The organism is Bordetella tumbae, from assembly GCF_965139195.1.
Lineage (GTDB): Bacteria > Pseudomonadota > Gammaproteobacteria > Burkholderiales > Burkholderiaceae_B > Bordetella_A > Bordetella_A tumbae.
The window spans coordinates 47,891-61,581 of record NZ_CBCSJH010000018.1; the positions used below are offsets into that span (position 1 = coordinate 47,891).

The 13,691-nt window shown below is 58.7% G+C and carries 10 protein-coding genes; 7 read left to right on the top strand and 3 right to left on the bottom strand.

What is annotated here, in order from left to right; all coding sequences use genetic code 11:
* Positions 1–251: 251 nt before the first annotated feature.
* On the top strand, positions 252–1,238 hold the full coding sequence (locus ACNA0J_RS18075; protein ID WP_415820236.1) for a Bug family tripartite tricarboxylate transporter substrate binding protein: 987 nt from the start codon (positions 252–254) through the stop codon (positions 1,236–1,238).
* Here ACNA0J_RS18075 and ACNA0J_RS18080 read toward each other — a convergent pair.
* Complete coding sequence (locus ACNA0J_RS18080) at positions 1,225–2,184, bottom strand: LysR family transcriptional regulator (RefSeq protein ID WP_415820237.1); 960 nt, start codon at positions 2,182–2,184, stop codon at positions 1,225–1,227. The two genes, ACNA0J_RS18075 and ACNA0J_RS18080, sit on opposite strands and share 14 nt — an antisense overlap.
* A gap of 196 nt (positions 2,185–2,380) precedes the next feature.
* Between ACNA0J_RS18080 and ACNA0J_RS18085 the strand changes: the two genes are divergently transcribed.
* The gene (locus ACNA0J_RS18085) at positions 2,381–3,373 is read left to right on the top strand and encodes a Bug family tripartite tricarboxylate transporter substrate binding protein (RefSeq protein WP_415820238.1); all 993 of its coding nucleotides are present in this window, start codon (positions 2,381–2,383) and stop codon (positions 3,371–3,373) included.
* Positions 3,374–3,450: 77 nt separating this feature from the next.
* Positions 3,451–4,110, top strand: a complete 660-nt coding sequence (locus ACNA0J_RS18090; RefSeq protein WP_415820239.1) for an isochorismatase family protein — start codon at positions 3,451–3,453, stop codon at positions 4,108–4,110.
* Between the two features lie 84 nt (positions 4,111–4,194).
* Here ACNA0J_RS18090 and ACNA0J_RS18095 read toward each other — a convergent pair whose 3' ends face one another.
* Together ACNA0J_RS18095 and ACNA0J_RS18100 are read right to left on the bottom strand one after the other, a co-directional pair.
* The gene (locus ACNA0J_RS18095; protein ID WP_415820240.1) at positions 4,195–5,472 is read right to left on the bottom strand and encodes an amidase; all 1,278 of its coding nucleotides are present in this window, start codon (positions 5,470–5,472) and stop codon (positions 4,195–4,197) included.
* Between the two features lie 147 nt (positions 5,473–5,619).
* A complete protein-coding gene (locus ACNA0J_RS18100) occupies positions 5,620–6,615 on the bottom strand; it encodes a LysR substrate-binding domain-containing protein (protein WP_415820241.1) in 996 nt (331 codons plus the stop codon).
* 165 nt (positions 6,616–6,780) lie between these two features.
* On the opposite strand from ACNA0J_RS18100, the gene ACNA0J_RS18105 reads away from it, so the two are divergent.
* From ACNA0J_RS18105 to ACNA0J_RS18120, 4 genes are read left to right on the top strand one after another with little or no spacing between them, the layout of a single operon-like run.
* Positions 6,781–7,791 (top strand): Bug family tripartite tricarboxylate transporter substrate binding protein, encoded by a 1,011-nt coding sequence (locus ACNA0J_RS18105; RefSeq protein WP_415820242.1) that lies wholly within the window; start codon positions 6,781–6,783, stop codon positions 7,789–7,791.
* Positions 7,792–7,831: 40 nt separating this feature from the next.
* Positions 7,832–8,302 carry a (2Fe-2S)-binding protein gene (locus tag ACNA0J_RS18110; RefSeq protein WP_415820243.1) on the top strand — a complete coding sequence of 157 codons (471 nt, stop codon included), beginning with the start codon at positions 7,832–7,834 and terminating at the stop codon, positions 8,300–8,302.
* Between the two features lies 1 nt (position 8,303).
* Positions 8,304–11,183 carry a c-type cytochrome gene (locus tag ACNA0J_RS18115; RefSeq protein ID WP_415820244.1) on the top strand — a complete coding sequence of 960 codons (2,880 nt, stop codon included), beginning with the start codon at positions 8,304–8,306 and terminating at the stop codon, positions 11,181–11,183.
* Positions 11,180–13,411, top strand: a complete 2,232-nt coding sequence (locus ACNA0J_RS18120; RefSeq protein WP_415820245.1) for a xanthine dehydrogenase family protein molybdopterin-binding subunit — start codon at positions 11,180–11,182, stop codon at positions 13,409–13,411. The genes ACNA0J_RS18115 and ACNA0J_RS18120 overlap by 4 nt, the downstream gene beginning before the upstream one ends.
* The last annotated feature ends 280 nt before the right edge of the window (positions 13,412–13,691 follow it).

Sequence of the window (13,691 nt, forward strand, 5' to 3'; positions counted from 1 at the left end):
GTTTGATGTTGGTGTGTGCCGCAAGCATAAAGGCAAGCCGCCTCCCCAGAAATAGAACATTCGTCGGGAGACATAGAACAATATGCCCGAGGCCCGGAAAGTACGGCATATGTTCCAAAATTGGAATTTATTGCAAAATTAGCTGATCTGATTAAAAATTAGCGCACTGCTCCATAAATGGAACGAGTGCGAGCAGCAGAGAAACATCGCTTGGCCTTCTCCCGAACCACTTTTTCGGCGATCTCACACCCATGCTGCCCAAGGTCTTTCTGCTTGCTTCCCGTGCAATCGCGCTTTGTCTTGTAGCGGTACTAGCCTGTGGTTGGACCGCTCAATCCCGTGCTGAGTATCCGGATCGACCGATCGTCATCATGGTCGGTTTCGCACCCGGAGGCGGGACTGACACCGTGGCGCGGGTATTAGCGCGCGAGCTCGGGAATCAACTCAAACAGTCGGTCGTCGTCGAGAACAAGCCAGGCGCCGCCGGAGCAATAGCGGCGGCACAAGTCTCGCGAGCGCCGGCCGACGGCTATACGCTATTGCTTTCCGATCCTGCGTTCGTCGTCAATACAGCCCTGACCGACAATATCGGTTATGACTTGAAGAATGGCTTTGCGCCTGTGTCGACGGTGACCATGTCTCCTCTCGTACTCGTGGTTCCGCCATCATCCAAAGCCAACAACGTCGCTGATTTACCAACGATTGCCAATCAGCAACCAGGCGGTCTGAATTTCGCCTCGTCGGGTGTCGGCACCACGCCGCATCTGGCTGCCGAGATGCTGCGATTTGCCACGAATGCGCCGTTTACTCACGTGCCCTATAAAAGCACGGCCCTGGCCATGACCGATCTGGCTGCGGGCCAGCTGGATTTCTCGTTCGCCACCATCGCCTCCGCAAATCCCTTCATTCAGAAAAACTCGGTACGCGTGATTGCTACGACAGGATTGAAACGCAGCAGCCTATTCCCGGATATACCGACTGTCGCGGAACGCTTTCCGGACTTTGAGGTGCAGTTCTGGACCGGCTTGTTTGCCCCGGCAGGCACTCCCCCCGACATCGTCGACCGTTTAAACAACGCGGTGAAAGCGGCTCTGTCCAATCCAGAGGTCATTAAATCGCTGGAACAAACGGGCGGAATCGCCACGCATTTGTCTGTCGAGAAGTCGACTCAATTCGTTGATTCGGAACTTCAGCGATGGACTGCGCTTATTCAGAAAGCAAAGATCAAGCCTGAATAACAGATGGAAGAAAATCTGTTCCGATCCTCGTCGTCAGAGATGGCTGCCGAGTCGCCGCCATAACGATGGCACGTTCGATCAGCCACACAAACAAAGGGTCCATCCTAGGTTGACGCCCATCTCCCGTCGCGCGGGTCACGACGTTGAGTGTGCTCTTTAACACCCCTCCTTCGATGCGACGCCCCGCCAACCGTCCCGCCTTGATCTCGTGAGCGATACTGCCGTAAGGCAACACACTGCATGCCGTGCCGCGCAGCAGCAGATCCCGAATGCCGGCGATAGACTGCAACTCATAGCGCACGGTGAGATCCTCTGGTGTACGTCCAGCCGCATGTGCCAGCACCCTTCGCCCGATATCCTGGGCCGACCCCAACGCCAAATCGCGGCTCAGAATGTATGCGAGCTCCACGGTGGCGGCATCGGGCGCGATATCTGGGCGGCATGCGAAGAGCATTTCTTCTTCCATGACGGCGGTCAGTGACAGCGCCGAACGCGGCGCGATGTCGTATGCCAACGCGACATCGAGCTCGCTCGCCTCCACCGCCGTTGCCAATCTGAAACTAGGCTCTTCCCATAAGCGCAGATGGCTGCCGGCAGCGTACTCACCGAATGCTAGCTGCAGATCCGTACCCATCAATAACGTCAGACTAGGCGTGAGCCCCAACGTCAATGTCTGCGATGCGCTCTTGCCCAACGCAGCAACCTCGCGCTGGGTACGCTCGACCAGATCAATGATCTCCAGGCTGCGAGCATATAGCCGCTCACCTGCCCGCGTGGGATTGACGCCCCGGGAATGACGATCCAGCAACGAAACGTCCAGCTCGGCTTCCAGCGCGCGAATATGTTGGCCCAACGCAGGCTGCGCCATATGCAGGCGTTCCGCCGCGCGCGTGACGTTGCGCTGTTCAACGGCGGCAACAAAACAACGAAGCTGTCGGAGATTCATAGCCTCAGCAGAATCAATGTAGCTGGTTCAAGAATGAAGCATCCATACGATGGTGGAAACGTCGAGCCCGACAAGGAAGAAATGGCAGCCGGCATATCGAAGTCTTCTCGCTCTCAAATGAAAACAGTCTTGGACAGTGTTGCCACCCTCATTTCAAATAGCGTTAGTCAATCGTGATCATCAATGGGAGAGTCCTGTGTATTGGAACCGAATCCTCAATGTTTGTGTAGCGGTATTAGCACTAATGGGAAGCCAGGCCACATCACCGGTCCAGGCAGAGCCCAAAGCCTACCCTAGCCACGCGGTCCGTATCGTCGACGCCTTTCCCGCCGGCGGCAGCACCGATTACCTGGCACGTCAAATCGCCACACGCACGGGCAATGAATGGAATATCCCTGTCGTGGTAGAAAACCGTAGCGGCGCCGCGGGCCAGATCGGGACTGGCAGCGTAGCCCGCTCCGAACCTGATGGATATACGCTGCTCGTCATACCGAACGAATTATGGTCGGTCGCCCCTGTGCTCTACGGCAAACGGCTACCCTATGATACGCATAAACAGCTCATGCCGGTCGCGCCGGTTGCCCAGGTCCCCATCGTGGTCGCGGTCAACCCGTCCCTACCGGTGTCGAACATCAAAGAGTTTATCGCCTATGCCAAAGCACATCCCGGTCAGGTGACGTTTGGGTCGGCGGGCATTGGCAGTATTCATCACCTGGCGGCCGAATACTTTGCGGCGAAATCAGGAGTTCCTCTGATGCACGTGCCCTATCAGGGCACAGCGCCCGCAGTCAACGATTTGCTGGGCGGCCAAATTTCAGTCGTGTTCTCACCGATCAGCTCTGTCCTGTCTCATATCCAGGCAGGAAAGCTCAAAGCAATAGCGGTAACGGGCGAAAAACGAGCGCTGGCGTTGCCGGACGTTCCCACCGTGGCTGAATCCGGCGTGCCCGACTACACGACCACATTCCGCGTCAGCCTGTTGGCCCCACGCGGCATTCCCGACGACGTACGCCAAAAATGGTTCGATCAAGTACGCAAAGTAACGACCTCAGATGACGTACGTCAGGCGTTGGCTGTGCAGGGAATCGAACCCGATGTCATCGACTATGCCGCCTGGCTAAAACGCTTTGAGCAGGACGCCGAACAATGGAAAGCAGTGATCGAGCAAGCAAATATTCGGGTGGAATAGTTCACGCCGGCGAGGCGATAACTGGAACCCCTATGGCGATTAGCTCCCCCATGAGCTGTTAAAGGAGATGAAACACAATGAATGACTTGGCTAATAGCCTGGATGCTCATGATGCAGAGTTCTTTCAAAAGCGGGGCTTTGGAGGCCGTCTGGGATTTGGAACAAAACCAGCATTGATTGTCATCGACCTGAGCAATGGATTCACCGATCCATCCCAACCCCTGGGATCGGACCTGAGCAAGCAGATCGACGTCACGAACAAACTGACTAGAGTCGCACGCCAAAAGAATATCCCAGTCATTCTCAGCATGGTGCGATACGAAGACGCGAAACTGCGCGACGCGGGGATCTGGCATCAGAAAATGCGTGGACAATCTACCCTGCACATCGATGGCGAAGGCTATCAACTCGACCGCCGCCTGGAACGCGCGGATGACGACGTGCTGCTTTACAAAAAATACGCGTCCTGCTTTTTTGGTTCGGACCTCATGTCACGCCTGGTCAATCGAGGTATCGATACGCTGATCATGACCGGCACCGCAACGAGCGGCTGCGTACGCGCAACGGCTGTAGATGCCGTTCAATTGGGGTTCAGACCCATCGTGGTGGCAGAAGGCGTAGGCGACCGCTCTGCCGCATCACATCAACAAAGCCTGTTCGACATTGATACCAAGTATGGGGATGTCGTGAGCGTAGAGGAAACGATCAAGTATCTCGAAACGATTGGTATGCAGTAAGTGTTTTAGGAAGGGTATGCGACCACAGTGGTCGCATACCCTTCCATGTGAGCAAGCAAATTCAGTTGCGGGGCACTATTCGAATTATTCTCCTGCCAGCAAAATACCGTGCAGCGCGGCAGCCCACGACAATAACTGGTGATCAGACTCATACCGCCCGACCAGCTGCACGCCTATCGGCAAGCCGGCACCACCAGCATCCATAGGCAGATGCAGACAAGGCCAACCCAGTGCGGACCAGATCCGATTGAATGCCGACGCCCCCGTGCTGGCCAGCCCATGAGGGGCAACCCCAGGCGTACTGGGCGTCACAATCAGATCGGCATCGCCGATCAGTTCAGCCCATCGATCACGCCAATAAAGTTGAGCGTGGCGCTGGGCGAGATAGTCTTGCGCGGCAATGTCGAACCCTTTGCGTACCGTATCCAGCAGGCTGGCACTGACCTGATCAGGGCAACGCTGCACAACGGGACTCAAGCTGCGCGCAAATTCATAATGCATGATCGTCGTGTGGATCTCCGCGATTTCCGCGGCTCGATCAAAGGGCACATCGACGCAACGGATGCCGTGGCGTTCGAAGGCATCGCGAGCGGCCGCTAATGCGCGCTCACTCGCCGTCTCGAGTAGATTGTCCGGATCGCCGCGCACAATGGCTACGGTGCGCGGCGGTGCGGTCAACCCAGCATCGGGCTGGGGATACGGCAGCAAGACCTCGGCCAACAGACGCGTATCCGCCACCGATCGTGTATGCCAGCCGATCACGTCCAGCGACTCACACGTCTGACGCAGACCGTCTCGGAACACGGCGCCAAACGACGGTTTGAACCCCACTACCCCGCAATAGGCGGCGGGCCGGATGATGGACCCGCCGGTTTGCGTACCCAAAGCAAAAGGAATCATGCCCGCCGCCACGGCAGCGGCCGACCCACTGGAAGAGCCACCCGGGGTGTGCCCCGGGGCTCGAGGATTCTGTGTAGGCCCTGGCCGGCGAAAAGCGTATTCCGCGGTCACTACCTTGCCCACCGGCACGGCGCCCGCCCGCCTCAGCAACGCGACGCAACTGGCATCGAAAGCACGCGGCACATCCGGTTCGGCAGGAGACCCGCAACAAGTAGGCATGCCCGCCACGTCGATGACATCTTTAACGGCGAAAGGCACGCCTGCCAGCGGCACGTCGGCAGGCACGGCTGACGCTGCCTCACGCAGCGTCTCGGCGTTCTCGATATACGTCCAGGCCTGTACTTGGGCATCGCGCTCACCAATGCGGGCTAATGCCTGGTTCACTGCCGCCTCGCGACCCTCAGCGGTCCGCGAGACAATCTCGTGCAACGTCGATGCCAGTTCCAGGCCAGGTTTTTCCATAGCAGCAAATGTCCGCAGCGTAGTGCCGGTGCCGGCATTGCGGTGCCTGGCCTAGGGTGAGAGCACACCACCGACCGATTGTTAGGGTGATCTGGAAATATACCAAATTTGGAACATATCCTATAAACAGGGTAAACCCTGGTATTTTCAATCGGCACTTGGCATGAAAAATTTTCTATTCACTTTCTCGATGGCCGGCCCGGCCTCGTCTATGAACGCTTTGCTGAGCCAATCTGTAAATGCACGGATGCGTGGCGTATTCCCCCTGCGTGTCAGCAAGTAATACGAGGCATCGAACGGCACCGTGACGGCAAACGGCATGACCAACGCTCCTCTGGCGAGTTCGGCGCGGCAAAGCTCGGGAGTACTGACCAGCAGCCCCTCACCACGGACCGCCGCCTCAATGGCCAAGGCCGCATGAGTGAACCGGTGCCCGCCCTCAGGCGTGGACGGCTCCAGATCCGCAGCGCGCAGCCATTGTTCCCAGAATGACATCGTGCCGTATTTCACGCCGCGCTCGTCATGCAACCAGGGAAAGCTGAACACATCGGCTGGCGACCGCAATGTACGCCCCCGCCCCAACAACTCTGGACTGCACATCAGCGCCAGCGACAGCGGCACGATTTCACAGACCTCTACATCCAGTTCGGGCCTGTCTCCATAGACAATCACGACATCGGCATTCTCTACCCAGTCCTGCAATGTGGCGGCTTCGTCCCGTGCCGACCGCAACGACAAACCGGGCTCGCGCATACGGGTGGTGACGTTTAAATCGACCTCGGGATGCAGCGCCAGAAACTGATGAGTAATAGGCATCAAGAGCCTGAGCGTAAAGGACGGCGGCGCACTCAGCGACAGAACCCCCACCTCGCGAAACTCCGCCAACACATCCATGGCCTCGCTCAACCCTTCGAATCCCCGCCGCAGAGGCGGCAGACAGCTTTTCCCGGCTGCGGTCAGGACCAGGCTACGATGCCCTCTGTCGAACAGCTTGACGCCGAGCACCGCCTCGAGTTGCTGGATCTGATGGCTGACAGCGGTAGGCGTGACATGCAGTTCGGCTGCGGCGGCCTTGAAGCTCATGTGACGAGCGGCCATCTCGAAGGCACGCAGAGCCGTGAGCGGAAGCTGGGAGATATGCATGATTGAGATGAAAAAAATTTAGTCAAAGCAAAGAATAAATCGTTTGACCCATTTTTGGTACATCCGTATCGTTGCGGTACTGATTTACACCGGAAATTTTCGTCTTGACTCGCCACAGAAGACCGCGAGCGTTGAGGGGACGATAACTGTCTATCGGAGTGACGAATGTCCAAATTTCTATCTTGCTATATCAGCCGCCGTACCTTTTTTTCGGCATCGCTGGCTGTCGCATTCGCGGCAACTGCCGTCCTACCCGCCACCGCTGTCAGTGCGGAAAATAACTATCCAAAAGATCGGCCCCTCACATTGGTCGTCGGATACCCCCCTGGCGGAGGCGTCGATTCCGTCACCCGTCTGTTGGCCCGGCAACTCGAGCAATCGCTGGGTCAAACCGTGGTCGTGGAAAATCGGCCCGGCGCGGGCAGCATCATCGGAACCAACACCGTCACGCGCGCCAAACCCGACGGCTACACACTACTGGTGGCAGACCCTGCGCTGATTATCAATCCGAGCCTGATGACCTCGGTCTCATATGTATATGAGCGCGATTTAGTGCCCGTATCAATGATCACCAAATCACCGTTGGCATTAGCCGTGCCTGTATCGTCGCCCATAAAAACGCTGGCGGATCTGATCAAGGCCGGTAAAGACGGTAGTAAGTCGTTGAATTTCGCGTCCGCTGGACTAGGCACCACGCCGCACATGGCTGGGGAGTTACTGAAATTGCAGACGTCGAGCAATTTCACGCATATCCCCTATAAGGGCAGTGGCCCCGCCATGACGGATCTGATTTCTGGCCAGGTCGATTTCGCTTTTGCGACGTTGCCCGCCACGACCCAGTATCTGTCGCAGGAACGTCTGCGCGGCTTGGCGGTGACATCCGCGGAACGCAGCAAATTTTTACCCAAGATCCCGACCGTCGCTGAGACGCTGCCCGGATTTGAAGTGTATTTCTGGACGGGATTGTTCGCTCCCGCAGGAACACCTGCTCCCATTCTGGAAACGCTCAACGCTGCAGTGAAAAAGGCCCTGGAAAGCGACACGATGAAATCCAGTTTGGACCGGACGGGTGAAACTGGCTCTTATATGTCTCTCGCCGACACTAAACAGTTTGTCAATGATGAGTCTTTCATGTGGGCCAAGGTCATCAAAGACGGCAAGATCAAAGTGGATTGAGCGGGACAAGCAACCAACAGACAGCCTCCCGAAAAATGCTATGCAGTTTGATTTGAATGTGAATAACACGGCAGTGCGCGTCGAGGTGGAGGCCGACACGCCGCTGCTCTATGTATTGCGCAACGACCTGGAGCTGAATGGCCCCAAGTATGGCTGTGGTCTGGGGGAATGCGGCACGTGCACCGTTCTCATCGATGGCACCCCCGCGCGGTCCTGTGTGGTGCCGGTCAAAGCGGCATCGGGCCGCACCGTCACGACACTTGAAGGCCTGTCTACCCCAGATGCACTCAGCGTCGTACAACAGGCTTTCATTGATGCACAGGCTGCGCAATGCGGCTACTGCATCAATGGCATGATCATGTCCGCGCATGCACTGCTCAGTCGCAATCCCGATCCTAGCCGATCAGAGATAGAGGACGCATTACGCTACAACCTCTGCCGCTGCGGCACTCATCGGGAAATCATTGAAGCCGTGCAGTTGGCGGCGCGCCGTCTGGCGGGAGGCAACTGACATGAGCGCCGATCTGCCAGACACCTTGGACGCCAATGATCACAGCCGAACCTGGACGGCGGTTGTACTGCGTGCGCCTGATGCCAGTTGGGATGGCCTGAGCTATCGCGGTTCTATCGTCACTGCGGTAGACACACACGCTGCTAAACAAGCAGATCACCCGGTCAGGGTGCTGCAAGAAAAGACGTTTGTCGCCGTCGTATCGCCCAATGAACTGACCGCGAAAACGGTTGCCGCGGGCTTGCGTATCACGTGGCAAAATGCCGCGCTGCCGTCGGGTACACAGCGGCAACGGCCGCAGCAGTCCAACGGCGTGATGTACACCTGGACGACGATGCCAGGCGAGATCGCCGATGCATCGCGGGTATGGGCACAGTGGACGGATGACGGGACACTGGAGATTTTGGCGGAACACGCCGCCTCCAACCGCCTTTGTGCCGAGCTATCCAAGCTATTCAGCATCGACCGCTCTCACATCCGCCTGCTGCAACCCAACTCGATATCGTCTAACGAATACACGTCCGCAGCCCACGATGCGGCGATTGACGCAGCGCTGATCGCGCGCATGATAGGACGGCGCGTGACGGTCCGCGCACGGCCCACTCGGTATGTGGACGATTTGAACGTCACCATAGAACCGAACCGCAGCCGCGCAGGTGCATCAGGCTGGACGTTGACATCGTCGCTGCCGCTCGCCGAGCACTCCGCGTGGACCATGCTGGCGGCCCTGCCCTCTACATCCACGCCACCAGCGCTCGGCGGCAACGTGGTCATGCCGTACGACTTGACGCTGGCGATTTCGCCTGCGCAAACCGCCCTGACGCCAAACGACACTGTACCGCAGGCAGCGGCTGGACTAGCCAGCGTTTTTGCGCTGGAAAGTTTTGCCGACGAGACCGCGTACGCGCTGGCGCAGGATCCTGTCCAGTGGCGCCTGGAACACCTGAAGGACACCCAAGGCCGCGCCCTGATCGAGGCCGTCGCGCAGCGTGCAGGATGGGGCATATCACCTGAAGACAGACCCGGGAAAACAGCAACGTCACAGCATGGACGCGGTTTCGCCTACGCTGTCACGCAAGACGAAGACATCGCCAAGCGCGCCTGGTCCGCCTGGGTCGTGGATCTGGAGGTCGACCTCGCCTCAGGGCAAATCGATCTGACAGGCCTGACAGTGGGTCACCACATCGAGGGCATGACCCAAGCCCCCGCACTCAGCGCCGAGCTGCAAGAGCGCATCTCGCATGCGACGGCGCAGTTGCTCGGGTCAGTACGATCGCCCGATGACTGGGGTACCGCGACGACGGTTCCCGCCATCCAGGTGGCCGACGTAGCGCCTCGCACGAACATGGTCACGCCCACGGAACTATCGCGCAGCGCCGCACTGACGCTGCCGCTGGCGGCGGCCATTTCCAATGCCATCCACGATGCGACGGGATTGCGGTTGCGCCGCGCGCCATTTGATGGCATCGCGCTGCAGCGTGCGGCATTAGAAGCGGGGCAAGCACCCGACGGGCAGGCCGAGCCAGGCAGCAGGAGGCGTCCCACCTGGCGTCGATTTGCTGCCTGGGCAACACCACTGGCTGCAGCAGCGGCAGGGCTGGCCGCTACGGCATTGCCTTGGCGAGCGGCGATCCCTCCTGTCACGCCCGACATCAGCCTATATTCCGATGCGGCGATCGAGCGGGGACGGCTCATCGCCTCGGCCAGCGATTGCGTGGTATGCCATACCGCACCGGGCGGCCAGGAAAACGCCGGCGGTCTCGCCATGGACACGCCATTCGGTACCATCTATTCCACTAATATCACGCCCGATCCAGCCAACGGCATAGGCACATGGAGCTACGAAGCCTTTGATCGCGCCATGCGGCATGGCATCAGCCGTGATGGACGGCATTTGTACCCGGCATTTCCCTACACGTCCTTTGCCAAATTCTCGGACTCGGACATGCAGGCGCTCTATGCCTATTTGATGTCTCAGCCTGCGGTACCGGCCCGGCCTCCCAAGACAGATCTAGCCTTTCCGTACAGCGTACGCCCCTTGATGGCCGGCTGGAACCTCCTTTTCCACGATGCAAAGCCCTTTGAACCGAGCCCCGATCAGTCAATGCTGTGGAACCGCGGCGCTTACCTGGTCAATGGAGCCGGACATTGTGGCGCCTGTCATACACCGCGCAATGCGTTCGGCGCCGAACAGCAGAGCCCGACACAGTTTCTATCGGGAGCCACGATAGAGGGCTGGGACGCCCCCGCACTCAATGCCTTGACCAGCGGCACACAGCCTTGGTCGAAAGCAGAGCTTTATACCTATCTTCGTACGGGCCATTCCGCTCAACACGGTGTAGCGGCCGGCCCTATGGCGCCTGTCATTGCGGGACTCGCCGAATTGCCTGATCGGGACATACTGGCAATGGCGACGTACTTGACGGATTTACAGGGGGCTGTTGATCAGCGTACGCACTCGCCCGCCTCCCGTTCTGACCTTGCGAACGCGACCGCAAACGCAGCGCAAGAGTTAACGCTGTCGGACATAACCGGACAACGCATTTATGAGGGCTCGTGTGCAGCCTGTCATGATCAGGGACGCGGTCTGCCGCTATTCGGCGTACGACCCGATCTGGCGACCAACACCAACCTCACTGCCGCCAGGCCCGACAATCTGATTCATATCATCCTGCGGGGCATTACCGAGCCTGCGAACGACAATCTAGGCTACATGCCTGGATTCGCCCACTCGCTGGACGATAAACAGATCACCGACCTCGTGCACTATCTGCGAGGACGCTATGGTGCAGATGAGCCCCAGTGGAGCAACGTCGAATCGACTGTTGCCCGATTGCGCGAACACGGACATGACGCCGCCGTGCAGGAGGTTAAACCATGACACTCATGCAAGATCAGCAACCCTTATCGCGCGAACGGCTTGACTCGCAAGGAGAGCCTCCAGCCCGCCACGCGGTGAACCGCGTCTCCAAATCTCGCGTCAATACCTTCATCGAGATCACACCTGAAGGCGATATCATCGCGTGCAATGGCCACGTAGACCTGGGCACGGGAGTACGTACCGCGTTCGCCCAGATCGTGGCCGAAGAGATGGACGTCCCCATGCACCGCGTACGCATGGTACTAGGCGATACGGACCGCACACCGGACCAGGGCCCCACCACGGCCAGCGCATCGATTCAGAGCGCTGCCGTACCTTTGCGCCGAGCTGCCGCGCAGGTACGAAAAACCCTCTTGCAACGCGCCGCGCAGCAATGGTCTTGCGATGCCGACACGCTCACCGTGACAGACGGAGTCATCACGGGCCCGGGCGGACAAACGACAGACTACGGCAGTCTTGCGCGCGGCGAACACTTTGATATCGACATCGACGCGAAAGTCGATCTCAAACCCGCCGACCAATATCGCATCGTAGGACGTAGCGTCGCACGCGTGGACATTCCCGCCAAAATCAAAGGCGAATTGATCTTCGTCCATGACTTGCGGTTACCCGGCATGCTGCATGCACGCATGGTCCGCCCTCCTTATCCCGGGCGTGATAGCGGCGAGATGATTGGACATTCACTGATTGCCGTCGATCGCGAGTCGGTATCGGATATACCGGGCATGGTAGCGGTCGTGGTCAAGGGCGATTTCGTCGCTGTTGTCACACGCCGGGAGGAGCATGCCATCCGTGCCGCCCGGCAATTGAAAGTGCAATGGGAAATGCCGCCAGCCTTGCCCGATCTGAATGATCCTGAGGCAGCGGTGCGCGCCAACCCGAGCAAAGAACGGGTATTGCGTGAAGACGGAAACCCCACCAACGCACTATCCGCTCGTACGGACACACATATCGCAACGTACGTGTGGCCCTACCAGATGCACGCATCCATCGGTCCATCCTGTGCGGTAGCGGATTATCGAGACGGCGCCATTACCGTATGGAGCGGATCGCAAAATCCGCATTTTCTGCACGCCGACATCATGGCATTGCTGGATCTGCCCGACTCGGCAGTGCGCATTGTGCGAATGGAAGCCTCGGGCTGCTATGGCCGCAACTGCGCTGACGACGCCGCCGCCGAAGCCGCCCTGATCTCGCGCGAAGTAGGCGCCCCCGTCCGTCTGCAGCTCATGCGAGAGGAAGAGCATAGCTGGGAACCCAAGGGCACCACTCAGATCATGGATGTACGAGGCGCGGTCACCGGCCCGGACACACTGGCGTATGAATTCGTCAATCGCTACCCGTCGAATAACGCGCCCGTTCTCGCATTGATGCAAACGGGCACGATTGCCCCTGACCCCATCGTCGAACACAAAGGCGATCGCACTGCCGTACCGCAGTACCGATGCAGCGATGTACGCATTGCTGTACAGGATATGGCGCCCATCGTACGGGCCGCCTGGATGCGTGGCGTATCCGCATTGCCAAACGTCTTTAGCCATGAATCGTTCATTGACGAACTAGCGCATCAGCATGGCGAGGACCCCGTCGCATTCCGCCTGCGCTTCATGGAGGACCCGCGGGCTCGCACGCTGAGTATTGCGCTAGCCGAGCGCGCGGGCTGGCAGACAGGGCCGTCCCCCCGCTTGCATGCAGATCCGCAACGACCACACATACGCAGAGGACGCGGATTTGCCCAGCATCAATACGTACATGGCACCTTTCCTGGCGTAGGGTCGGCTTACTGCGCCTGGATTTGCGATGTCGAAGTAGACCTAGACCGCGCCACCGTGCGCGTACTGAAGGTATGGATAGGCTACGACTGTGGTTTAGTGATCAACCCGGCAGGTGTTCGGCATCAGATCCACGGCAATGTGATCCAGTCGGTCAGCCGAGCACTCATGGAGCGCGTGGCGTTTGACGATACAGGCGTCGTATCACGTGAATGGGGTGGGTATCCCATTATCAGGTTCGGGGACATTCCAGATATCGATATCTTGATCATGCCGACCCAGGATCAACCTCCATTGGGAGCAGGCGAATCCGGCTCGGTCCCCAGTGCCGCGGCAATCGCCAACGCCGTCTTCGATGCTACCGGCCTGCGATTGCGTCGAGTGCCGTTCGACTCAGCGGAGGTCAGGCGAGGGTTAAATTTAATTGAACGTCAAACCGAGGCAATCGGACCGTAAGGACGTCACGACACCGTCACTCGAGAGATCTTCCGTTTGCCACCAACGCCAAAGCCCTCGCATACAGATCACGAACGCCATTCATGGGCGCGCCCGTAGGCGCCCACGAATGGCAGCCCTGCAAGATCTTCATCCTTGCAAAAAGCAGTTCCTACGAAGCCTACGAAAACCACCCGTCCCAGCGACGAGGGAATTGGAGATTCTGCGAGTCGACGCGGGGCAGTGACCGNGTTGGCGCGCCTCGGAGTCGAGCGAGGGAAACCGAAGGAGCGTAGCGACG